Raw genomic sequence first — 23,358 nt, 5'->3', positions numbered from 1 at the left:
TAAACAATGCCGCAATAAATAGAAACTTGTAAGGATTTAAGGAGGAAGAGTAAGGTGGACTTTTTAAATATTTTGATCCTCCTAGCACCGATTTTTTTCGTTATCGCGCTGGGTTGGTTCGCAGGACACTTCGGTAGCTATGACGCTAAATCTGCGAAAGGTGTAAGTACACTTGTGACAAAGTATGCTTTGCCAGCGCACTTTATCGCCAGCATTCTGTCAACACCAAAAGATAAATTCTATAGTCAAATTCCATTTTTCGTTGCATTGATTTTAGGAATCGTTGGTTTTTATATCATTATCCTTCTTGTTACGAAATTTGCTTTTAAATACGATTTAACAAATTCATCTATTTTCTCGTTAAACTCAGCTCAACCGACCTTTGCATTTATGGGTATTCCAGTCCTAGGCAGTTTATTTGGGGCTCAAGAAGTTGCAATTCCGATTGCAATTACCGGAATAGTTGTAAATGCAATGCTTGATCCAATTGCGATTATTGTGTCAACTGTCGGTGAAAAAACAAAAGGAAAAGCCAAAGACGGCGAAAGTTTCCTTAAAATGACGACGAAAGCCATTTTGCACGGTTTATCAGAGCCGCTTGCACTTGCACCGCTAGCAAGTATCATTCTTGTTCTTTTAGGTTTTAAACTTCCTGCAATTGGACATGAAATGTTAGAGGAAATTGGAAGTGTTACATCAGGGGTTGCGCTATTTGCAGTCGGTGTCACTGTTGGTATCCGTAAAATTAAATTAAGCCTACCAGCATTCAGTATCGCATTGCTAAAAGTAGCTGTACAACCATTGCTTATGTATTTCATCGCCATTTTCATGGGTCTTTCGGCTGATGAAATTACAAAATCTGTATTACTTGTTGCCTTCCCAGGTTCAGCTGTTGCAGCCATGATCGCAACCCGATTTGAAAAACAAGAAGCAGAAACTGCATCCGCATTTGTGATCAGTGCAATCATGTCATTAATTTCATTACCGATCATTATTGCACTTACCTCATAAATAAAGTAGAAAGGCTGCCTAACGAGGCAGCCTTTTTAGCGAAATGAATGAAACATAGGGAAGAGCGCACGCTTTTTTTTGATGTCAGTGTGCGTGATTTCCTTTTTTTCTTCTATTTGAGAGGGTTGTTTCAAGCTCCCAGCAAGACGCTCAAGTTTAGTGGTGAGATCTTCAATTTCTCTACGGTGCTGGAGCAGTTGATATGATACACCTTCATCTGCTTTTTTAGCCAGTTTCCGTTCGAGTTCTTGCAGTCGTTTTTCTACATCAGTGCTGTGTAATTGCTGCTGAATGAGCTGATTCACTTGCTTTTCTAATGCTTCAATCCGCTTTGTGGAGGCATCAGTTTCTGCAGCAGGCGATAACTGTTGAACGGTTTCCGCGTGGATTGGCAATCGAATGTCTTGAAGGATCACACCCTCACTCATTTGGTGTTTGACTTCTTTGAGAAGCTGTACAATATCTTCATGAAATTCATAATGTCCAAGTTCATTCCGGGCGACAGGGATGTTGAGCTGTTTGACCCAACGCTGAATCGTTTTTGAAGAAACGCCAATTTTTTTTGCAACCTCATTTGTATTCAAACCAAATGCCCTCCCTTTTTTTCAATTATAAGTACCATTCTCTTCAAGAAGGAACTGTTCCTTCACGTTAGACAAAACAAGTAACCAATCGCCAAAGATCGTGTTTTCTAGCGAAAAATTGCAGAAAATCAATTGTTTTGGAAATTTTTTTGACTGTCATACCCCGCTATACTATAATTAGACTGTTACGCACAAAACAGAGGTGAAGACCATGTTAGACCGTTTAAAATCAATTGAAGAACGCTATGAAAAGCTAAATGAATATTTAAGTGACCCTGAAGTGGTGAACGACCCTAAGAAGCTTCGTGAATATTCAAAGGAACAATCTGATATTCAAGAAACTGTTGAGGTATATAGACAATATCGTGCGGCATACGACCAGTTGAGCGAAGCGAAAGCAATGCTGGAAGAAAAGCTGGATGCCGAGATGCGCGACATGGTCAAAGAAGAAATTTCAGAGCTCACAGAGGAAACGGAACGCTTAGAAGACGAGCTGAAAATCTTGCTGATCCCGAAAGATCCGAATGACAACAAAAACGTTATTGTTGAGGTTCGTGGTGCAGCAGGAGGAGAAGAGGCCGCGCTTTTTGCTGGAAACCTTTACCGTATGTACAGTCGTTATGCTGAAATGCAGGGCTGGAAAACAGAAGTAATGGAAGCGAATGTGACTGGAACTGGCGGTTATAAAGAGATTATCTTTATGATCAGCGGGAAAGGCGCATATTCCAAACTAAAGTTTGAAAACGGTGCACACCGCGTGCAGCGTGTTCCGGAAACGGAATCAGGCGGACGGATTCATACATCAACAGCGACAGTTGCTGTCTTGCCCGAGGCTGAAGAAGTTGAAATTGATATCCACGAAAAAGACATCCGTGTAGATACTTTCACATCAAGTGGACCTGGCGGACAAAGTGTTAACACAACCATGTCTGCTGTTCGATTAACTCACCTACCAACAGGCGTGGTTGTATCCTGTCAGGATGAGAAATCACAAATCAAAAACAAAGAAAAAGCCATGAAAGTGTTACGTGCAAGAATTTATGATAAATTCCAGCGTGAAGCACAGGCTGAATATGATCAAACGCGTAAATCTGCTGTTGGAACAGGGGATCGTTCAGAGCGTATCCGTACGTACAACTTCCCACAAAACCGTGTAACAGACCACCGCATCGGATTAACGATTCAAAAGCTTGATCAAATTTTAGAAGGAAAACTTGACGAGATCATAGATGCATTAATTATGGAAGACCAAGCAAGAAAGCTTCAAAATGCAAAATAATCAGCGAACCAATTTTGAAGCCCTTAAATGGGCTTCTTCTTTGTTAACGGAAGCCGGTAGAGACCAAAACGCAGCAGAGCTCCTTTTGATGCATGTACTGGGCATAAGCAGAAGTGAACTTCTTGCACGTTTTCATGATCAGCTGCCAGAGGAGCAAGATCGGTTGTTCAGCGAGTTTGTCACGCAGCACAAGAAAGGCGTGCCTGTTCAGCATCTAACAGGTATTGAATTCTTTTACGGCCGTCCATTCGAGGTGAACAAACATGTTCTCATTCCTCGCCCTGAAACGGAAGAGGTCGTTTTGGCGGCGCTGAATTTGATGAGTGACATCTTCCCGCACGATCAGCCGCTCAAAGCAGTAGACGTTGGCACCGGAAGTGGGGCAATTGCGATTACGCTCGCTCTTGAAAAAGAAACACTATCTGTCACAGCAACGGATATTTCACATGAAGCACTTGCGGTAGCAAAGCGGAATCAACAAGCGCTAGGTGCAGACGTCCATTTTTTACAAGGGGACTTACTCGAACCTATCAAAGATCAGGGCATCAAAGTGGATCTGTTTATTTCCAATCCACCTTATATTGCGGCAGAAGAAATGGACAGCTTGTCAGAGGTGGTTACGAAGCATGAACCAGTAAATGCGCTGACAGATGGACGTGATGGTCTGTGGTTTTATAAGCATCTCATTCGTGATCTTCACCATGTACTTCATAAACAGGCGGTCGTTGTCTTTGAAATTGGACATACGCAAGGGCAAGATGTAAAAGCACTTCTCTTGCAGTCATTTCCCGCGGCAGATGTCCGCATCGTCAAGGATATTAATGGGAAAGACCGAGCTGTTTGCGCACACATTCAAAACGGAAAGTCCGGCTGAATAAAGTCGGACTATTTTATTATGTAAAGATGAAACTTATGGTAAAAGAGAAACGTATATATAGAAGAATGAACATTCTGATCATGATTTTTTTACATAAATTTGTTTTGAAGGAGCGAATGGTGTGAACAGAAGGTATGCGATGGTGTTGGTCATCGTCAGTGTACTATTGATTGTGAGTGCTTGTGGCAAACCGAGCTTTAAAAAAGAAGCAGCAGCATTTGGAGAAAGCTATAAAAAAGCACAATACACAGTGAATCGAACAGATGACCTAACTGACATGAAGGAGAAGCTGAAGTCTTATTTAACCGAGCATGAATATCAAGAATATACACAAGACAGCATGTTCCCAAGCGTGTTAGAAGCAGCAAAGGATCAAGATTGTCAAATTAAGCTGAAGAAAATTACGTTTACGCCTTCAGATGAAAGCGATGACAGAATTGAATTTAACTATGAAATGATGATTCAATTTATTAATCAAAACGGAAAAGTCAAAAAAGAAATCAAGAAAAAAGGAGCAATGACTGTCATCAAAACAGATGCAGGGTTAAAAATCAGCCGAGATTGGGATGGAAGACTGTACCCTTCCGATTACCAATCCTCACTCCAAAGCCGTTCTTAATGGAACGGTTTTTTTCATTTGACTCATAATCTATTAAAAAAATCATTTTTCCTGTTTATGAGATGGGTTTCCTGGACACAATGTTTGTAGCGAAGAGAAAAAGTGGGGGGGAACACATCATGTTTAAAAGTAAAATGATGATTTGTCTTTATATGTTTCTATTATTATGCGGTGCTTTTGCAAACCTTGGCAGAGAGGAGACAGCGGCTGCTTCTGCAAATCAGCCTGTTGTGATACCAGACGAAGCCATTCGATTACGCATTTTAGCAAATAGTGATCGTTCAGCAGATCAGGATGTGAAAAGAAGCATTCGAGACGAAGTCAATGCTAATATGACAGAATGGGTCAAAGACCTTACATCCATTGAAGAAGCAAGACGTGTGATTCGGTCCAGGCTGCCAGAAATCAATCGTATTGCCAAAGCGAAATTGAAGGAGCAGCACATTGATCAATCCGTATCAGTCAGTTTTCAAAAAGCCTCATTTCCAACAAAGCTCTATGGAAATTTCGTTTATCCTGCAGGGAAATATGAAGCCATTTTAATTACGCTTGGAGAAGGGGATGGAGCCAATTGGTGGTGTGTGTTATTCCCGCCGCTCTGCTTTATCGATTTTTCAAATGGAGAAGCCATCGCATCGCCAGAGGGGGATGAGGATAACGAAGTGACAGCACAGCAAACAGATGAATCTGTGAATGAAGTGGTCAAAGAAGAGAAAGAAGAGAAGGGTGAAGTGAAATTCTTTTTATTCGAATGGGTCTCTAGTCTTTTCTCCTAAAAAAGGTATAAATCTGTTTTTGCCTCATAGAGTTGAAGTAAGAGATCAAAAAGAGGTGAAAGCATGTTTTATCAATTAAGAATAGCCACAGAAGAAGATGCCCCAGCGATCAATGCTTTTCTTGAAAAGGGACAAGCGAAAGGCGGCGTCACGATTGCAGAGCGTACGACATTTGTTGTCATGGAAGATGCAGAAGGTCAGCTGGCAGGGTGTTTAGGTCTTGAACAGCTTAGTGAACAAGAGGGCTTGCTCCGGTCTCTTGTCATATCAGATAAACTAGGTCAAGGACACATCGTGTCTTTGTTCCAAAGTGTTCAAACGCTCGGAGGGAAAATAGGTGTGGATACGTTTTATGTCGTTGCCAACCACTCCTCTTCGCATGACTTTTTGGCATTGATGGGCTTCACGGCTTTAGAGGATATTCCAGAAAGCATGTGGGTATCTGCACATGCAAAAGAGATCTTAACGAAAGAACAGGCTGTGGTTCTTCAAAAAAAAGCCAGTTAATCACAATATATTGAACTTATACACATACTTATCCACTGTTAAACAAGCGTTATCCACAAATTGTGGACAACGCTTGTTTTATTGATCATCATCTTTTATACTTTCAAAAGGATAATTGAGATATATCAACAGTTTTATCTTTTTTAAAAGGAGTTTGTATGATGTTAAATACAAAAAGGTGGTCTGTGGATTTAGAAAAGGATTTATCCACATACTATCCACAAATTGAACAGGCAGCGTTGTTATTGCGGCAAAACGAAGTGGTCGCTTTTCCGACAGAGACAGTGTATGGACTAGGGGCTAATGCGAAAGACACAGAAGCTGTCATGAAAATATATGAAGCGAAAGGGCGTCCAAGTGATAATCCATTGATTGTCCACATTGCGGAGATTGAGCAGCTTCATGAATTTGCACAAATAGAAAGCGAAAAAGCAAAGGCATTGATGGATGCCTTTTGGCCGGGTGCTTTAACCATTGTTCTTCCGTGTAAGCCGGGCACTTTATCAAAGCAGGTCACGGCAGGTTTATCCACGGTCGGTGTGAGAATGCCTGACCATCCGATTGCGCTGGAGCTTATCCGAACGGCTGGCCTGCCGATTGCCGCACCAAGTGCCAACCGTTCAGGCAAACCATCACCAACACAAGCTGACCATGTAGCGAGTGATCTCGATGGAAGAATCGCTGGGATTGTCGATGGTGGTTCAACTGGTATTGGCGTTGAGTCAACAGTTGTATCCTGTGTCGACGAGATTCCAGTCATCCTAAGACCGGGCGGAATTACAAAAGAAGCTTTAGAAGAGGTAGTAGGAACGGTCAGTATTGACCCAGGGCTGACAAAAAAGGACGAGGCGCCTGTATCGCCAGGGATGAAATACACACACTATGCCCCTGAAGCTAAAATGTACCTCTTTTTTGGAAGTGATGAAGAGATGCAGCGTCACATTCAAACATATCAGGCGGAAGGTTTCAAAGTTGGTGTGCTGACAACAGAAGAAAAGAAATCGTTGTTTGCGGCAGATGTTGTTTTCAGCTGTGGGTGGAGAGAAAAACCTGAAACGATAGCGGCAAACTTATATCGTGTACTAAGACAATTTGATGAGACAGATGTAGATGTTATTGTTTCAGAAGCCTTTTCAAAGCAGGGGGTTGGTTCAGCAATTATGAACCGTCTGCAAAAAGCGGCAGGAGGCCGAATCCTCTCTTCATTCAAATAGTTCTAACCCTTCTTGGACAAACATAGGTTAAAGGAGAATGCGTGTCCAAGGGGGATTTACATGTACGAACTAGCTGGCGAATTGCTGACGCTCAGCATCATGGCTTTTGCACTGGGGATGGATGCTTTTTCGGTTGGATTTGGCATGGGAATGATTCAGCTGAGGTTCCGCCAGATCATTTATATTGGACTTGTCATTGGGATATTTCATATGTTTATGCCGCTTTTTGGTATGTTAACAGGTCAGCTCTTATCAGGCTGGCTCGGTCTCCTTGCCACCTATATCGGCGGGGCGCTGCTTTTGGTGCTCGGGCTGCAAATGATCACTGCGTCTATTCGTAAAGAAGATAAACCATTTATCGCACCTGTGGGCACTGGTCTTGTTCTTTTTGCAACAAGTGTCAGCTTAGATAGTTTTTCCGTTGGTTTAAGCCTTGGAATTTACGGTTCTCGCGTGTGGATGACCATTTTATTGTTTGGTTTTTTTAGTATGATCCTCACATGGCTTGGATTATTACTCGGTAAACAGGTTCGATCATGGGTGGGATCATATAGCGGGGCGCTTGGCGGAATCATTTTACTAGCCTTTGGTATCAAATTATTATTTCCGCTCTAGTCAGTCTCCTTACATAACATGTAGAATGAAATGCTATATAATAGAAGAAAAGGAGGGCGAAAGATGAAAATCTTATTTGTTTGTACGGGAAATACATGCAGAAGTCCGATGGCTCAAGCCCTTTTTGCTTCAATTGCACATGATAAAGGTTTAGAGGTCACTGTTAAATCAGCGGGCATTTTTGCCTCAGATGCTGGGAAGGCTTCTCCTCAAGCGGTCGAAGCGTTATTTGAGAAAAGCATTCCGCTGAATCACTCTTCAGCAAAACTGACAGAGGATCTTCTGCGAGAAGCTGATTACGTTTTCACCATGACCATGCAGCATAAACAGTTGATTGTGGAGCAATATGCACATGCAAAAGACAAGATCTTCACTCTAAAGGAATTCGCAACAGGAACAGAAGGCGATGTTTCCGATCCATTTGGAGGAAGCCTGTCTGTTTATCAGGAAACACGTGATGAACTTGAAGCATTGCTCCATCAGCTGGCTGAGAAATTGAAAAAGGATCGGACATCATCATAATGGACAACCTGTAAAACCGTTGCAACAACGGTTTTTCTGCTTTTGTTTGCAAATGACTAAGCAGAGGTTAAAATATAACTGTAAATAAAAAATAAATGTAAGGCTTAACAGATCAACTCACCCTTAGGAGGAATTGCCCGATGAAAGTAGCTATTGCATCCGATCACGGCGGAACGAATATTCGTGAAGAAATCAAACAACTGATGGATGAATTGAAGATTGAATACATTGATATGGGTTGTGAATGTGGATCAGGTTCTGTAGACTACCCAGATTATGCTTTTCCTGTAGCCAATATGGTGGTAAACGGAGAAGTGGACCGCGGCATTTTAATTTGCGGGACAGGCATCGGTATGAGTATCTCGGCAAACAAAGTAAAAGGAATTCGCTGTGCGCTGGCGCATGATACATTTAGTGCGAAAGCGACTAGAGAACATAATGATACAAACGTCCTTGCAATGGGAGAACGAGTCATTGGACCTGGATTAGCTCGTGAGATTGCACATATTTGGCTGACAACAGAATTTACGGCAGGACGACATGCTGTACGGATTGGTAAGATTGCTGATTACGAAGAAAAGCACCTATAAGGAGCGCTTAACATGAACATTGGTCAAGATTGGCTTGAAATGTTAAAAGAGTTTCATCAAATGGTCGAACTGCGTGCTGGGCAAATCTTAGTGATCGGCTGCAGTACATCAGAAGTGGCTGGTGAGCATATTGGGACAGCAGGAAGTGAGCAAATAGCTGCGTCCATTTATCAAGAATTGGATCAGCTAAGACGAGAGACCGGCATTGACCTCGCTTTCCAGTGCTGTGAGCATTTGAATCGTGCTCTTGTTGTGGAAGAAGAAGTGGCTTTCCGGCTTAACCTAGAGATTGTGGCGGCAGTACCTGTCCGAAAGGCGGGTGGTTCGATGGCGGCTCATGCGTATCAGCACATGGAACATCCTGTGTTAGTTGAATCCATCGAGGCGCATGCTGGAATCGATATCGGTGATACATTCATTGGGATGCATCTAAAGAGAGTCGCTGTACCTGTTCGTCTTAGTCGTCATCAATTAGGACATGCACATGTGACGTTTGCGAAAACGCGTCCGAAGCTGATTGGCGGAGAACGAGCGGTTTATACAAGATCTTAGCTTAGATATATTTCTAATATAATGTTGAATGATGAAGGCGCTTCACCACTTGAATATTCGGTTTTTCGCAAAAAAAGAAGTCAATTTCCCAAAAAAACTTTTACATTTCACTCAAAAACCGTGTACAATGAGATGGTGAAAACATCGAATGGAAATAGATTGGAGAGGATTTCGCTGATGAAACATTTACCTGAGCAAGACGCACAAGTATTCAAGGCAATTCAACTAGAGCGGAAACGCCAGCAAGACAAAATTGAATTAATTGCATCAGAAAACTTTGTAAGCGAAGCAGTCATGGAAGCGCAGGGTTCTGTATTAACAAACAAATATGCAGAGGGCTACCCTGGTAAACGCTACTATGGCGGTTGTGAACATGTAGACGTTGTAGAAGATATCGCACGTGACCGCGCAAAAGAAATTTTTGGCGCTGAGTATGTGAACGTACAGCCTCACTCAGGTGCTCAAGCGAACATGGCCGTATACTTTACCATTCTTGAGCATGGCGATACAGTGCTAGGTATGAACTTATCACATGGCGGGCATTTAACACACGGAAGCCCTGTTAACTTTAGTGGTGTACAGTACAACTTTGTAGAATATGGTGTTGATAAAGAAACGCAGCATATCGACTATCAAGATGTACTTGAAAAAGCACGTGAACATAAGCCGAAGCTAATTGTTGCGGGTGCAAGTGCATACCCACGTCAAATTGATTTCAAAAAGTTCCGTGAGATTGCGGATGAAGTCGGTGCTTACTTTATGGTCGACATGGCTCACATTGCAGGTCTTGTTGCAGTAGGTCTTCATCCAAATCCAGTTCCTTATGCAGATTTTGTGACAACGACAACTCACAAAACATTGCGTGGACCTCGCGGCGGAATGATTTTATGCCGTGAAGAGTTTGGTAAAAAGATCGACAAATCGATCTTCCCTGGTATTCAAGGTGGACCACTGATGCATGTCATCTCTGCAAAAGCTGTTTCTTTCGGTGAAGTATTGAACGGAGATTTTAAAACGTATGCACAAAACGTCATTGACAATGCAAAGCAGTTAGCTGAAACCCTTTTATCTGAAGATATTCAGCTTGTGTCCGGTGGAACGGATAACCATCTTGTTCTTATCGACTTGCGTTCTCTTGGCATTACAGGAAAAATTGCAGAAAATGTTCTTGATGAAATCGGTATTACAGTGAACAAAAATGCGATTCCTTATGATCCAGAAAAACCTTTTGTCACAAGTGGTGTACGTGTTGGTACAGCAGCAGTGACAAGCCGCGGTTTCGATCAAGAGGCAATGAAAGAAGTCGGTTCCATTATTGCGCTTGCTCTAAAACATCATGAAGATGAAGCGAAATTAGAAGAAGCGAAAAAGCGTGTATCTGATCTAACTGCCCGCTTCCCTCTATATAGCGAATTAGATTATTAAAAAGCAGACCCATTTGCCTATTTTTGGCATATGGGTTTTTTTTGTAGGATTTGCGAATCATATTGAAAGATGATGTCTTTTTATGTAGAATTGTAGGAAGTGTGCAAAGTTCACCGGAAGATGACAGAAAAGGAGTTGTAGCAAGCAATGGCAAAGGTTTATGTATTTGATCACCCGCTTATTCAACACAAACTTACATATATTCGTGACGTTCATACAGGAACAAAAGAATTTAGAGAGCTAGTGGATGAAGTCGCAACATTAATGGCATTTGAAATCACAAGGGATTTACCGCTTGAAGAGGTAGATGTAGAAACACCTGTACAAGTAGCGAAATCAAACGTAATTTCAGGGAAGAAACTCGGTGTTGTGCCAATTTTAAGAGCAGGTCTTGGAATGGTGGACGGGATTTTGAAACTCATTCCAGCTGCTAAAGTGGGACATGTCGGTTTATACCGTGATCCGAAAACATTAAAGCCTGTTGAATATTATGTGAAGCTTCCATCTGATGTGGAAGAGCGTGAATTTATCGTAGTAGATCCAATGCTTGCAACTGGAGGTTCAGCAGTCGAAGCATTGAACAGCTTGAAAAAACGCGGGGCGAAAAACATTCGCTTCATGTGTCTGATTGCTGCTCCTGAAGGTGTAGAAGAAATGCAAAAGCATCATCCTGACGTTGATATCTACATTGCAGCATTAGATGAGAAATTAAACGAAAAAGGTTACATTATCCCAGGCCTTGGTGATGCTGGTGACCGTATGTATGGAACGAAATAATTAACAAAGAAGTCATGTACATATCACGTACTTGACTTCTTTGTTTTAAAAAATGCTCTTATTTAAATTTTTAAAGGACGTTCGTCATAGGGAGTCCTGTTATGAACCTTGGGGATTCTCATATTTCTCGAGTGCTTTGTGATATTTTTATACAATTATGTTGAAAATGTGAACATTCTGTGTGCGCCAATATTTATAGAAAAGTTTTTTAACTTTCAACTGATTGACACATCATAGAGCCTATTGTATGCTAAACGAGGGTATTATGGTAAGGTTTTCATAGCCTATAGCACTCTATCAATCCTCAATATGAATCCTAAAAAACCCCGAAAAAAATGGGTTCATACCAGCTAATGAAGCAGAACCCCATAAATTTTAAGATGTCAAGTCTGATTGCACAATCAGTTTCTTGGTGATTTGTTTTTCTGAATAGAACGGCGTAAAAACAAATGTCTTTTCTATGGATTTAATCACCATTTATTGACTTTTTTCACAAAATTCTTCATCAGGAGATAGATATTTGATGGATGAGCCAAACCTTATTTTTCGTAGGCAAAGTAAATGTTTGTTATATATCTTGGCTGCATTTGTTTTAGGTTATGCATTGCCAAGTTATAAAACAATATTTCTTGGTTTAATTATCGGCACGTTATTCAGTTTTTTTAATTTACTGCTTGTGATTCGAAGAATGAATGCTTTTGATCACTCCATTGAAACAGGTAAACCTGTGCGATCTCTAGGAAGTGCGGCAAGATGGTGCAACGGACTTATCGCAGTTGCCATTGCTTGGCGTTACCCAGAATTTGTTCATCTGGTAGGTATTGTTTTTGGATTAATGACAATTTATCCTGTCATTATGATAGATTCCTTCATTCAGCTTAAACGCTCTACAACGGAAGAGAGGTGAATACTCTTTGAACCACGGTGCAAGAACAGAAGAATTTCTAGGATTAACATTTAATATGTCCAATGTTCTTATGATTACTGTAGCCAGCATCATCGTTTTTCTCATTGCAGTTCTTACTACACGTACATTGGCAATCCGTCCAACCAAGGCACAAAACTTTATGGAATGGGTTGTTGATTTCGTCCGTAATATTATTGGAAGCTCGATGGACATGAAGACAGGTGCTCCTTTTATTGCACTTGGCGTCACATTGCTTATGTACATATTTGTCTCTAATATGCTTGGTTTACCATTTGCCATTACTATTGGAAATGAGCTTTGGTGGAAATCACCTACTGCTGATCCAGGCATTACACTCACTCTAGCGATTACTGTTGTGGGTCTGTCTCATTACTATGGGATTAAACATAGAGGAATGAAGAATTATGTAAAAGGTTTCCTCGCGCCTATTCCATTTCTATTCCCGCTTAAGATTATTGAAGAATTTGCAAACACGCTAACGCTCGGTTTGCGTCTTTATGGTAATATTTTCGCCGGGGAAATCTTGCTTGGTCTAATTGCAGGATTATCCACGAATTTTTATGCTCAAAATATTGGGCTTGGCATCGTCGGAACAATTGGTGCGATTGTGCCAATGCTTGCTTGGCAAGGTTTCAGTCTGTTTATTGGAGCCATCCAAGCATTCATTTTCACTATGCTGACAATGGTGTACATTTCTCATAAAGTCAGCGACGAACATTAATTTTAAAATTTTCTTGTCCTTATGTGGACGTAAATTAAAGGAGGAGCTTTATAAATGAATATTTTAGCAGCAGCAATTGCAATTGGTTTAGCAGCACTAGGTGCAGGTATTGGTAACGGTTTAATCGTTTCAAGAACAGTAGAAGGTATTGCTCGTCAACCAGAAGCTGGAAGAGAGTTAAGAACAGTTATGTTCATCGGGGTTGCATTAGTTGAGGCCGTTCCGATCATCGCAGTAGTTATCGCATTCCTTGCATTCTTTGGTTAATGTGTTAAGAACTGCACTATAGACTATATGAGACGAAATGGCGAAGATCATTCTAGACAGAACCTTCGCCATTCCTTTATGTTTTATGGTTTCTTAACAATTAACTTTAGGAAGGGAGTTGCCTAACAAATATGTCACAGTTACCAATGGTACTAGGAGCAAGTACTGGTGTATTTACAGGTGGAGATATGATTTTCCAACTTTTAAGTTTGCTCATCTTGCTTGCACTTTTAAAGAAATTTGCGCTTAAGCCTTTATTAGGGATTATGAAACAGCGTGAAGATTATATAGGAAATGAAATTTCAAGTGCTGAACAAAAGCACGTTCAAGCTGAAAAGCTTCTTGAAGAACAACGTGTCTTATTGAAAGAAGCACGCGAAGAATCACATACACTCATCGAAAATGCGAAAAAGATTGGTGAGAAACAAAAAGAAGAGATCATTCAAGCAGCACGTCAAGAGTCAGAGCGCTTGAAAGAGTCTGCTAGAACTGAAATCGTGAAAGAAAAAGAACAAGCTGTGGCTGCACTGCGCGAGCAGGTTGCATCACTATCTGTACTTATTGCATCTAAAGTGATTGAAAGAGAACTTGATGAGCAAGCACAAGAGAAATTGATTCAAGAGTATCTTAAAGAGGCAGGCGAAAGCCGATGAGCGTGACTATTGTCTCTAAGCGTTACGCTTCTGCTCTTTTTGACATCGTTCTTGCTTCTTCGGCAGTAGACGAAACTGAAAAAGAGCTGAATGAGATCAAAAAAGTTCTAAAGGTTGACCAAGAATTGAATGACTTTCTTGTTCATCCAAAGATTACGGCAGACAAAAAGAAACATTTGATTGCAGAAGCTTTCAAAGGTGTTTCGACACATGTATTGCACACAATGTATTTATTGATTGACCGCGGACGCACGAATATTTTCTCTGAAATGACGTCTGAGTTTGTGAAACTGGCAAACCGCACGAAACAAATAGACGATGCGATCGTGTATTCAGTGAAACCGCTGAGCGGTGCTGAAATTCAATCTTTATCTGAAGTATTTGCCAAAAAAGCCGGAGTCACATCACTGCGTGTTGAAAATGTGATTGACAAGGATCTAATAGGCGGAGTGAAAATCCGTATCGGAAACCGCATTTATGACGGCAGTGTCAGCGGAAAGCTTTCCCGCATTGAACGTCAGCTTGCAGGCGAAAATCGTTAGAAGGGGTGAAACCTTAGTGAGTATCAAAGCTGAAGAGATTAGCGCGCTGATAAAGCAGCAAATCCAAAACTATCAATCTGAAATTGAAGTAAAAGATGTCGGTACAGTCATCCAAGTAGGGGACGGTATCGCGCGTGTACATGGCCTTGACAACATTATGGCAGGAGAGCTGGTTGAGTTCTCTAACGGTGTAATGGGTATGGCTCAAAACCTTGAGGAGTCTAACGTAGGTATCGTTATTTTAGGACCTTACAAAGATATCCGCGAAGGTGACGATGTAAAACGTACAGGTCGTATCATGGAGGTTCCAGTTGGTGAAGAGTTAATCGGACGTATTGTGAACCCACTTGGTCAGCCTGTTGATGGACTAGGTCCAATTTTAACAAGCAAAACTCGTCCAATCGAAAGTGAAGCACCAGGCGTTATGGATCGTAAATCTGTACATGAGCCGCTTCAAACAGGGATTAAAGCAATTGATGCCTTGATTCCAATCGGACGTGGACAGCGTGAATTGATCATTGGTGACCGTCAAACAGGTAAAACATCTGTTGCAATTGATACCATCCTAAACCAAAAAGATCAAGACATGATCTGTATTTATGTAGCGATCGGACAAAAGGAATCAACGGTTCGTGGTGTTGTTGAAACACTTCGTAAGCATGGTGCGCTTGATTACACAATTGTAGTCACAGCTTCTGCATCACAGCCAGCTCCGCTACTTTACCTTGCTCCTTATGCAGGTGTAACGATGGGTGAGGAATTCATGTATAACGGCAAGCACGTACTTGTTGTATATGATGACCTTTCTAAACAAGCGGCAGCTTACCGTGAGCTTTCATTATTGCTTCGTCGTCCTCCAGGTCGTGAGGCATTCCCTGGTGATGTTTTCTATCTTCACTCTCGTTTATTAGAGCGTGCAGCGAAGCTTAGTGACGAAAAGGGTGGCGGTTCTATCACAGCATTGCCTTTCGTAGAAACGCAAGCTGGCGATATCTCTGCATATATCCCAACAAACGTTATTTCAATCACAGATGGACAGATTTTCTTACAATCTGACCTCTTCTTCTCAGGCGTACGTCCAGCAGTAAACGCAGGATTGTCTGTATCCCGTGTAGGTGGTTCTGCACAAATCAAAGCGATGAAAAAGGTAGCAGGTACACTTCGTCTGGATCTTGCTTCTTATCGTGAGCTTGAAGCATTCGCTCAATTTGGATCTGATCTAGACCAAGCGACTCAAGCAAAATTAAACCGTGGTGCTAGAACAGTTGAAGTCTTAAAACAAGACTTGAACAAACCGCTTAAAGTTGAAAAACAAGTAGCGATTCTTTATGCACTTACAAGAGGATACTTAGACGATGTCGCGATTGCTGATGTCAAACGTTTCGAAGCTGAATTATTCATGTACATTGAAGAAAACCATAAAGACTTGTTTGACACAATCTCTCAAACAGGAAACATGCCTGCTGATGAAGAGTGGAATACAGCAATCGAAGGCTTTAAACGTACGTTTGCACCAAGCAACTAATTAGTAATCTTTCCGAGAGAAAAAGATTCTCTTTTTCTCTCTTTTCACGTAAATGAACACGGATTCCTGAAAAAAGGTGGTGAAATCTTTGGCCTCATTACGCGATATAAAGTCAAGGATCACGTCAACGAAAAAATCGAGTCAGATCACAAAAGCGATGCAAATGGTATCAGCTGCGAAACTGAATCGTGCTGAAAACAATGCGAAGTCTTTTGTTCCTTACATGGAGAAAATCCAGGAAGTCGTTGCTGCAATCGCAACTGGAACAAGTGCTAAGCACCCAATGCTTCTTTCAAGACCTGTCAAGAAAGCAGGGTATCTCGTCATTACATCTGATCGAGGACTTGCAGGACCTTTTAACAGCTCGATTTTGCGTGCCGCTTACCAAACCATTCAATCTCGTCATCAATCCGCTGATGAATATACGGTGATTGTGATTGGTAAAATCGGACGCGACTTCTTCAAAAAGCGCGGTATTCCAGTTATTTCTGAAGTCACAGGGCTTGGAGACGAAGTAGCGTTTGCTGATATTAAAGAATTAGCAAGCAGTACAGTTCAAATGTTCTCTGATGAAGCGTTTGACGAACTTTACATGTTCTACAACCACTTTGTCAGTGCCATTTCACAAGAAGTAACGGAGAAGAAATTATTGCCGCTAACGGACATTTCGGCCGCAGCGACACCCAATAAACGTTCCGCATCTTATGAGTTTGAGCCTTCTGAAGAAGAAATTCTTGAAGTTCTCCTTCCTCAATATGCAGAGAGTTTGATTTTCGGTGCGCTTCTTGACAGTAAAGCAAGTGAACATGCTGCAAGGATGACAGCAATGAAGAGTGCAACAGACAACGCAAAGGAATTGATCGACAGCCTGACACTCTCTTACAACCGTGCTCGTCAAGCAGCGATTACACAAGAGATTACAGAAATTGTCGGCGGAGCAGCTGCCTTAGAATAGAAATAATTGTCAGGAGGGAATGCAATGAAAACAGGACGCATCAGTCAGATCATGGGACCAGTCGTAGACGTTCATTTTGAAGACGGTCACTTGCCTGAGATTTATAATGCGATCAGAGTTTCGCATAAAGCGGAAAGTGAAAGTGAAGTTACGATCGACTTAACTTTAGAAGTAGCACTACATTTAGGTGATAATACAGTCAGAACCATCGCAATGGCATCAACAGATGGTGTGAAGCGCGGTATGGAAGCTGTAGACCTTGGAAAACCAATTTCAGTACCAGTTGGTAACGTAACACTTGGACGTGTATTCAACGTACTGGGAGATAATATTGACTTAGATGAGCCACTTGGTGTGGAAACTCAAAGAGATCCAATCCACAGACAAGCGCCTTCTTTTGATCAACTTTCTACAGAAGTTGAAATTCTTGAAACGGGTATTAAAGTTGTTGACCTTCTTGCTCCTTACATCAAGGGCGGAAAGATCGGTCTATTCGGTGGAGCCGGTGTAGGTAAAACCGTTCTGATTCAAGAATTGATCAACAACATCGCACAAGAACATGGCGGTATTTCTGTATTCGCTGGTGTTGGAGAGCGTACACGTGAAGGAAACGACCTTTACTACGAAATGAAAGATTCTGGCGTTATCGAAAAAACAGCCATGGTCTTCGGTCAAATGAACGAGCCACCAGGTGCACGTATGCGTGTGGCCCTAACTGGTTTGACAATGGCAGAGCATTTCCGTGATGAACTAGGTCAAGACGTATTGTTCTTCATCGATAACATCTATCGTTTTACACAAGCAGGTTCTGAAGTATCAGCCCTTCTTGGACGTATGCCTTCAGCGGTAGGTTATCAGCCGACACTTGCAACAGAAATGGGTCAGCTGCAAGAGCGTATCACGTCTACAAACGTAGGATCGGTTACATCGATTCAAGCGATCTATGTACCTGCGGATGACTATACGGATCCAGCTCCAGCAACAACGTTCGCTCACCTTGATGCAACGACAAACCTTGAGCGTAAGCTGACTGAAATGGGTATTTACCCAGCGGTTGATCCTCTTGCTTCAACATCTCGTGCACTTGCACCTGAGGTCGTTGGCGAGGAGCACTATGCCATTGCGCGTGAAGTGCAGCAAACATTGCAGCGTTATAAAGAACTACAAGATATCATTGCCATTTTAGGTATGGATGAATTATCAGAGGACGATAAGCTTGTGGTACACAGAGCGCGTCGTGTTCAATTCTTCCTATCTCAAAACTTCCACGTAGCAGAGCAGTTCACTGGCCAAAAAGGTTCTTACGTGCCATTGAAGGAAACTGTTAAAGGCTTCAAGGAAATCTTATCTGGTAAATACGATCACCTTCCAGAAGATGCATTCCGCTTAGTTGGACGCATTGAAGAAGTGGTTGAAAAAGCCAAAGAGATGGGTGTAGAGGCCTAATCTGGTCCTTAGGAGGGTAAAAGCATGAAGACCGTTCAAGTCAATATCGTTACTCCCGACGGCCCAGTGTATCAAGCGGATGTGGAAATGGTCAGTGTCAGAGCAGAAAGCGGTGAGCTTGGTATTTTAGCTGGCCACGTTCCAATGGTTGCTCCGCTAAAAATCGGTGCAGTTCGCTTAAAACATAGTGGATCAACTGAATTGGTTGCAGTAAGTGGCGGATTTGTTGAAGTTCGCCCTGAACAAGTAACCATTCTTGCTCAGGCCGCTGAAACATCAGATAAAGTTGATGTCGATCGTGCTAAATCAGCGAAACAGCGTGCTGAAGAGCATTTGAACCACCCGAATGAAAGTGATATACGCCGGGCGGAACTCGCATTAAAACGGGCGTTAAACCGTTTAAATGTAGCAGGGAAATAAAACAGAAAATCCTTCTTATCACAATGATAAGAAGGATTTTTTTAAAGTGACATGAGGGATTGGTACATTGACACATATGGATGAGAATCCTGTTTTTCAAGATATAAGTGCTCGCAAAACTGCGTACTATGCCACGTTTTATTGTGCCGTCGCAAACCCAGCGTATATTGATGCGGAGAGTCCATATAAGGCCGTACCACCCAGTCAGCATCTGAATGATGACGAAGAACAACCTCTCCCATATACACACTCATCATCGCTTCTAATGCATCTATTGGCATTTTCCACTCGGCAAACAGCTGCTTGGTAAATGCATCAAAGTAAAGTGATTCTAACTGATTCAGGCTTTCCTCAGAGTAATCCAAAGAAATGTTATGAAAATGACACAATTGCGCTAATTCTTCTAGCTGTGTCTGTCTATAATCAAAGTAGAAAGCAATGGCCTCCCATTCATGATCAAATGAGGGAACCAGTTCTCCGTACAAATCAACAAAGTCAGGAAAAGAATCTTTCAATATGTTCAGCTCCTTCCACACGCAGTATATCATCTCCTTGGTACCAGGATAAGAGGGGATTTACTCTAAATGTAGCTCTTTTTTCCAAATGATTCATCTTTCCGATTTTCGAGGATATAATGAAAGGGAGTTTTCCTTTACAGAAATAAATAAAAGGAGGATTCAACTGTATGGAAGACGTAGGACAACAAGCAATTGTTAGTATTGTGATCCACCTGTTTTTTATTGCGGTTACATGGTGGGCATTGCTTGCCGTAAATATTGACCCACTGATTAAAAAAGGGAAAATCATTCAGGCAAGATTGCTGATGATGCTCATTACCATTGCTATTGCATCTGCAGTCAGCAATTTCTTCCTTGATTACTTAAATTTCTCCAGACAAATACCTTATATGTTCTAACGTAAAAGGTTTGGTCACTGCCTTATGCGGGAACTTAAAAAGAAGTGTCAAAAGTATGGCCTTTGATGACTTTTCCACGTATGCATAGACCTCCTTGCGGCAACACTTGTAGCAAGGGGGAATGACAAGTGAGAAAGTATGTAAAAGGTTGGCCATTATTTGCGTTTATTCTTTTTTTTGTTCTGATGATTCAAGGTGTTCGTGCGGAAGAATCTTCTCCGCTCGTCCAAATAGCAGAAGGTCTAAAAAACCAGCAAATTGAAGTAGATGGATGGACTCTTCACGCCAAAACAAATGTAGACATTTCATCCGAACAATTTTCAAAAAAAGTGAAACGTTTCAAAGACGAACTACGACAGTATGAGTGGACCGAAAAAGAAGAAGAACATGTCACCAAAGTCACAGGAATTTACAAAGATGAAAAAAATGATACATTATCGAAAATTTTACTCGTGAAGACCGACACAAAATCCAATCAAAAGTCGTATTTATTATATGAGCAAAAAGGTGCTCGCCCACTGAATACCTGGGAGCATACATATGATCAGTTCGTACGTCATGCAAAAAGCATATTACAAGAGAAATTTGTAATTTTTACTTGTCTCGATGGTCATGTAAATGGTATGATGGATGTTGTTTTGCAAAAAAAAGCTGAAATGTTAGCAAATGAATTTCAAGCAAAACCAGTTGAGTATCTCGTTGAGTCTAATTTTGTGTCGCTTTCCGCTTACACAGATAAGTGGGAACAGTTCATTATGACTTCAAATGATAAAATGAATGTTCAAATTGCCATCAGAAGTTCGGAAATGAACGAAAATCATACGATTACGGTTGGCACACCAATCGTAACGACTGAATATTAATATAGAGAATTTGGGACGCGGAGGGGAAGACCTTGGAAAAAATCATCGTCCGCGGCGGTCAAAAGTTAAACGGCACAGTTAAAGTAGAAGGAGCAAAAAATGCCGTTTTACCAGTTATCGCTGCATCTTTGTTAGCAAGTACAGAAAAAAGCGTAATTTGTGATGTACCTACGCTCTCCGATGTATATACAATCAATGAAGTGTTACGTCATTTAGGAGCAGAAGTACATTTTGAAAATAACGAAGTATCAGTGGATGCATCTCATGCACTAGAAACTGAGGCTCCGTTTGAGTATGTCCGTAAAATGCGAGCGTCTGTGCTCGTCATGGGACCACTTTTAGCAAGAACAGGTCATGCAAGAGTTGCATTACCTGGAGGGTGTGCGATTGGTTCAAGACCAATTGACCAGCATTTAAAAGGCTTTGAAGCAATGGGAGCTAAAATTCAAGTAGGAAATGGTTTCATCGAGGCTGAAGTTAAAGGCCGTTTAAAAGGTGCGAAAATCTATTTGGATTTCCCAAGTGTTGGCGCAACTGAAAACATCATTATGGCAGCTGCATTAGCTGAAGGAACAACGATTTTAGAAAACGTAGCAAAAGAACCTGAAATTGTTGATTTGGCAAACTACATCAATGCCATGGGTGGTAAGGTTCGCGGAGCTGGTACTGGTACAATCAAAATCGAAGGTGTGGAAACACTTCACGGTGCAAAACACAACATCATCCCTGACAGAATTGAAGCAGGTACTTTCATGGTGGCAGCAGCCATTACAGAAGGAAATGTTCTTGTGAAAGGCGCAGTGCCGGAGCACATGACATCACTTGTAGCAAAAATGGAAGAAATGGGTATTCAGATCATTGAAGAAGAAGAAGGTTTAAGAGTCATTGGACCATCTGAGCTCAAGCCAATCGATCTAAAAACAATGCCACATCCTGGTTTCCCAACGGATATGCAATCTCAGATGATGGCGCTATTGCTTCGTGCGAACGGAACAAGCATGATTACAGAAACGGTGTTTGAAAACCGCTTTATGCATGCTGAAGAATTCCGCCGTATGAATGGTGATATTAAAATTGAGGGTCGCTCTGTCATTATCAACGGGCCGGTTCAACTTCAAGGTGCTGAAGTGTCAGCGACTGATTTAAGAGCAGGAGCAGCACTTGTACTTGCTGGATTAGTAGCAGAAGGTCATACACGTGTCACTGAGTTGAAGCATATCGATCGTGGTTATGTGAACTTCCACCAGAAGCTTGCAGCAATCGGTGCAGATATTGAAAGAGTAAATGATGAAACAGCAGATGTGACACAAGAACAAGTTGTATCAGATCTGAACGCGTAATCATAAAGAAATCAGTGTGTCCATTGGGGCATGCTGATTTTTTTTTAGAATCATAGAATGATTTATTTTCAAAGCTTATCATTAGTGTATCCAGCCAACTTAAATTTTATTCATAAAGACGAACAGTAAAATCAGTTGATAAACAGCCTCTTATCTTCATCAAAAGACTTGTCCACCGAATGAAAGAAGCTGTCATATTAGCTTGTCCCCGCCCATAGGATAAAAGAGATTCAATGACAAATGGGGGCAGCCAAATATGAAACCAATGATATGGACAATCGCAGGAATATGCATCATTATTTTAATGATTCCAACTTTACTTGTGTTGCCGACGTTTCAAGGGAAACCGGAGGCAAGCCAGCATGTATCAGCGGAGCCATCAGTTAAAAAAGAAGTGAAGGGTACAGTCAAATTGAAGCAATCACCCGTCGCTATCCCCGTCTATCGTTCAGCTCATCAGCAGGTAGAAAACATCCCCTTAGAAGAGTATGTGATCGGTGTCGTAGCATCTGAAATGCCAGCTGATTTTGAGATGGAAGCACTTAAGGCACAGGCACTCGCCGCAAGAACGTATATCGTCAGACAAATGATCATCGATAAGACCGTCAAATCACCAAAGGGCTCTCTTGTAGATGATACCCAAATGTTCCAAGTTTATAAAAACAAGCAGGAACTCAAGAAAATTTGGGGAAAAGCGTACAATTGGAAGTTAAAAAAAGTCACAGAAGCTGTTGCTAGCACACAAGGAAAAGTGTTGACCTACAACGAAAAACCAATTGATGCCTCATTCTTTTCAACAAGTAACGGAAAAACGGAAAATGCGGAAGCTTATTGGAAAAACGAAATCCCCTATTTGAAAAGTGTCTCAAGTAAATGGGACGAAAAATCGCCAAAATTTCAAAATAAGAAAACCATCTCAGTGAATGAATTTCAGCAAAAATTAGGTGTGACGCTCACTCAGCAGGCTCAGGTAGGACAGATTGTAGAACGGACACCTGGAAATCAAGTGGCGAAAGCCGTAATAAACGGTAAAACACTGTCAGGTAGAGATATTCGAGAGTCATTAGGGCTTCACTCAGCGGACTTTACATGGGAACGACAGGGCCAGCAAATTATCATCACGACAAAAGGGTATGGCCATGGTGTTGGAATGAGTCAGTACGGTGCGCATTATATGGCACAGTCAGGCAAAAAAGTAGATGCTATCGTGAAACATTATTATAAAGGGATTCAAATTGAATCAGCTGATCGTTTTCTTAACACGTATATGGCTAAAAAATAAAGCAAAGGTGCCTCAAAATGGGGCATTTTTTTTGTGTGTTCCAAGAGGTTTGAACAGAATGTGTCAATTTGCGACTTAAGACGCACCTCAGGAAATCTTAAACATTTACGTCCCGACAAGAACCGATGGCCGATACAAAGCCCCTCGAAAGA

Annotated in this window: 28 protein-coding genes; 26 read left to right on the top strand and 2 right to left on the bottom strand. The window is 41.5% G+C overall.

From position 1 onward, the window contains the following. Positions 1 to 54: 54 nt before the first annotated feature. On the top strand, positions 55 to 1,011 hold the full coding sequence (locus NST39_RS17990) for an AEC family transporter (protein WP_341029634.1): 957 nt from the start codon (positions 55 to 57) through the stop codon (positions 1,009 to 1,011). A 35-nt stretch (positions 1,012 to 1,046) separates the two neighbouring features. On the opposite strand, the gene racA is transcribed toward NST39_RS17990, so the two are convergent. Then, positions 1,047 to 1,595: a chromosome-anchoring protein RacA gene (gene racA / locus NST39_RS17985; RefSeq protein ID WP_341029633.1), complete on the bottom strand. Its 549-nt coding sequence runs from the start codon at positions 1,593 to 1,595 to the stop codon at positions 1,047 to 1,049. A gap of 211 nt (positions 1,596 to 1,806) precedes the next feature. On the opposite strand from racA, the gene prfA reads away from it, so the two are divergent. From prfA to NST39_RS17880, 21 genes are all read left to right on the top strand, one after another. After that, positions 1,807 to 2,874, top strand: a complete 1,068-nt coding sequence (gene prfA / locus NST39_RS17980) for a peptide chain release factor 1 (RefSeq protein ID WP_341029631.1) — start codon at positions 1,807 to 1,809, stop codon at positions 2,872 to 2,874. Further along, a complete protein-coding gene (gene prmC / locus NST39_RS17975) occupies positions 2,864 to 3,748 on the top strand; it encodes a peptide chain release factor N(5)-glutamine methyltransferase (protein ID WP_341029629.1) in 885 nt (294 codons plus the stop codon). The genes prfA and prmC overlap by 11 nt, the downstream gene beginning before the upstream one ends. A gap of 142 nt (positions 3,749 to 3,890) precedes the next feature. Further along, complete coding sequence (locus NST39_RS17970) at positions 3,891 to 4,370, top strand: hypothetical protein (RefSeq protein WP_003214608.1); 480 nt, start codon at positions 3,891 to 3,893, stop codon at positions 4,368 to 4,370. Between the two features lie 119 nt (positions 4,371 to 4,489). After that, positions 4,490 to 5,146, top strand: coding sequence for a stage II sporulation protein R (gene spoIIR, locus NST39_RS17965; RefSeq protein WP_341029628.1), 657 nt, complete (start codon positions 4,490 to 4,492; stop codon positions 5,144 to 5,146). 63 nt (positions 5,147 to 5,209) lie between these two features. Next, a complete protein-coding gene (locus tag NST39_RS17960) occupies positions 5,210 to 5,653 on the top strand; it encodes a GNAT family N-acetyltransferase (protein ID WP_341029626.1) in 444 nt (147 codons plus the stop codon). Between the two features lie 161 nt (positions 5,654 to 5,814). Then, positions 5,815 to 6,867 (top strand): L-threonylcarbamoyladenylate synthase, encoded by a 1,053-nt coding sequence (locus tag NST39_RS17955; protein WP_341029624.1) that lies wholly within the window; start codon positions 5,815 to 5,817, stop codon positions 6,865 to 6,867. Positions 6,868 to 6,927: 60 nt separating this feature from the next. Continuing rightward, positions 6,928 to 7,482 (top strand): manganese efflux pump MntP, encoded by a 555-nt coding sequence (locus tag NST39_RS17950; protein ID WP_268486397.1) that lies wholly within the window; start codon positions 6,928 to 6,930, stop codon positions 7,480 to 7,482. Positions 7,483 to 7,545: 63 nt separating this feature from the next. Then, the gene (locus tag NST39_RS17945) at positions 7,546 to 8,004 is read left to right on the top strand and encodes a low molecular weight protein arginine phosphatase (RefSeq protein WP_044140152.1); all 459 of its coding nucleotides are present in this window, start codon (positions 7,546 to 7,548) and stop codon (positions 8,002 to 8,004) included. A 140-nt stretch (positions 8,005 to 8,144) separates the two neighbouring features. Next, on the top strand, positions 8,145 to 8,594 hold the full coding sequence (gene rpiB / locus NST39_RS17940) for a ribose 5-phosphate isomerase B (RefSeq protein WP_044140151.1): 450 nt from the start codon (positions 8,145 to 8,147) through the stop codon (positions 8,592 to 8,594). 12 nt (positions 8,595 to 8,606) lie between these two features. Beyond that, on the top strand, positions 8,607 to 9,146 hold the full coding sequence (locus NST39_RS17935; protein ID WP_044140150.1) for a TIGR01440 family protein: 540 nt from the start codon (positions 8,607 to 8,609) through the stop codon (positions 9,144 to 9,146). A 177-nt stretch (positions 9,147 to 9,323) separates the two neighbouring features. Beyond that, positions 9,324 to 10,571 carry a serine hydroxymethyltransferase gene (gene glyA, locus NST39_RS17930; protein WP_044140149.1) on the top strand — a complete coding sequence of 416 codons (1,248 nt, stop codon included), beginning with the start codon at positions 9,324 to 9,326 and terminating at the stop codon, positions 10,569 to 10,571. A gap of 147 nt (positions 10,572 to 10,718) precedes the next feature. Then, a complete protein-coding gene (gene upp, locus NST39_RS17925; protein ID WP_003214553.1) occupies positions 10,719 to 11,348 on the top strand; it encodes a uracil phosphoribosyltransferase in 630 nt (209 codons plus the stop codon). Positions 11,349 to 11,871: 523 nt separating this feature from the next. Further along, on the top strand, positions 11,872 to 12,255 hold the full coding sequence (locus NST39_RS17920; RefSeq protein ID WP_341029618.1) for an ATP synthase subunit I: 384 nt from the start codon (positions 11,872 to 11,874) through the stop codon (positions 12,253 to 12,255). Positions 12,256 to 12,262: 7 nt separating this feature from the next. Then, positions 12,263 to 12,997 carry a F0F1 ATP synthase subunit A gene (gene atpB / locus NST39_RS17915; RefSeq protein WP_044140147.1) on the top strand — a complete coding sequence of 245 codons (735 nt, stop codon included), beginning with the start codon at positions 12,263 to 12,265 and terminating at the stop codon, positions 12,995 to 12,997. A gap of 54 nt (positions 12,998 to 13,051) precedes the next feature. Continuing rightward, the gene (atpE, locus tag NST39_RS17910) at positions 13,052 to 13,264 is read left to right on the top strand and encodes a F0F1 ATP synthase subunit C (RefSeq protein ID WP_044140146.1); all 213 of its coding nucleotides are present in this window, start codon (positions 13,052 to 13,054) and stop codon (positions 13,262 to 13,264) included. Between the two features lie 131 nt (positions 13,265 to 13,395). Beyond that, positions 13,396 to 13,917 carry a F0F1 ATP synthase subunit B gene (gene atpF, locus NST39_RS17905; protein ID WP_044140145.1) on the top strand — a complete coding sequence of 174 codons (522 nt, stop codon included), beginning with the start codon at positions 13,396 to 13,398 and terminating at the stop codon, positions 13,915 to 13,917. After that, positions 13,914 to 14,459, top strand: coding sequence for a F0F1 ATP synthase subunit delta (locus NST39_RS17900; protein ID WP_106029539.1), 546 nt, complete (start codon positions 13,914 to 13,916; stop codon positions 14,457 to 14,459). Before atpF ends, NST39_RS17900 begins: the two co-directional genes overlap by 4 nt. A gap of 16 nt (positions 14,460 to 14,475) precedes the next feature. After that, a complete protein-coding gene (atpA, locus tag NST39_RS17895) occupies positions 14,476 to 15,984 on the top strand; it encodes a F0F1 ATP synthase subunit alpha (protein WP_034660286.1) in 1,509 nt (502 codons plus the stop codon). A gap of 88 nt (positions 15,985 to 16,072) precedes the next feature. Continuing rightward, positions 16,073 to 16,939 carry a F0F1 ATP synthase subunit gamma gene (locus tag NST39_RS17890; protein ID WP_044140144.1) on the top strand — a complete coding sequence of 289 codons (867 nt, stop codon included), beginning with the start codon at positions 16,073 to 16,075 and terminating at the stop codon, positions 16,937 to 16,939. A 24-nt stretch (positions 16,940 to 16,963) separates the two neighbouring features. Further along, positions 16,964 to 18,385: a F0F1 ATP synthase subunit beta gene (gene atpD / locus NST39_RS17885; RefSeq protein ID WP_341029611.1), complete on the top strand. Its 1,422-nt coding sequence runs from the start codon at positions 16,964 to 16,966 to the stop codon at positions 18,383 to 18,385. A gap of 24 nt (positions 18,386 to 18,409) precedes the next feature. Continuing rightward, positions 18,410 to 18,805: a F0F1 ATP synthase subunit epsilon gene (locus NST39_RS17880; RefSeq protein ID WP_044140142.1), complete on the top strand. Its 396-nt coding sequence runs from the start codon at positions 18,410 to 18,412 to the stop codon at positions 18,803 to 18,805. Between the two features lie 41 nt (positions 18,806 to 18,846). On the opposite strand, the gene NST39_RS17875 is transcribed toward NST39_RS17880, so the two are convergent. Beyond that, positions 18,847 to 19,353, bottom strand: a complete 507-nt coding sequence (locus NST39_RS17875) for a hypothetical protein (protein WP_376699995.1) — start codon at positions 19,351 to 19,353, stop codon at positions 18,847 to 18,849. A 137-nt stretch (positions 19,354 to 19,490) separates the two neighbouring features. Between NST39_RS17875 and NST39_RS17870 the strand changes: the two genes are divergently transcribed. The 4 genes from NST39_RS17870 (at position 19,491) to spoIID (ending at position 23,206) form a co-directional block, all read left to right on the top strand. Continuing rightward, a complete protein-coding gene (locus NST39_RS17870) occupies positions 19,491 to 19,721 on the top strand; it encodes a DUF1146 family protein (protein WP_044140141.1) in 231 nt (76 codons plus the stop codon). Positions 19,722 to 19,849: 128 nt separating this feature from the next. Beyond that, the gene (locus NST39_RS17865) at positions 19,850 to 20,584 is read left to right on the top strand and encodes a YwmB family TATA-box binding protein (RefSeq protein ID WP_044140140.1); all 735 of its coding nucleotides are present in this window, start codon (positions 19,850 to 19,852) and stop codon (positions 20,582 to 20,584) included. A 32-nt stretch (positions 20,585 to 20,616) separates the two neighbouring features. Further along, positions 20,617 to 21,924, top strand: coding sequence for a UDP-N-acetylglucosamine 1-carboxyvinyltransferase (gene murA / locus NST39_RS17860; protein WP_034660278.1), 1,308 nt, complete (start codon positions 20,617 to 20,619; stop codon positions 21,922 to 21,924). Positions 21,925 to 22,180: 256 nt separating this feature from the next. Beyond that, entirely contained in the window at positions 22,181 to 23,206 is a 1,026-nt protein-coding gene (spoIID, locus tag NST39_RS17855; RefSeq protein WP_341029606.1) for a stage II sporulation protein D, read from the top strand. Positions 23,207 to 23,358 lie beyond the last annotated feature (152 nt).

Origin of the sequence: Bacillus sp. FSL W8-0645 (assembly GCF_038007905.1) — a bacterium.
Taxonomy (GTDB): Bacteria; Bacillota; Bacilli; order Bacillales; family Bacillaceae; genus Bacillus; species Bacillus pumilus.
Note: the sequence above shows the minus strand (reverse complement) of the source record. Positions and strands in the feature narration are given on the sequence as shown.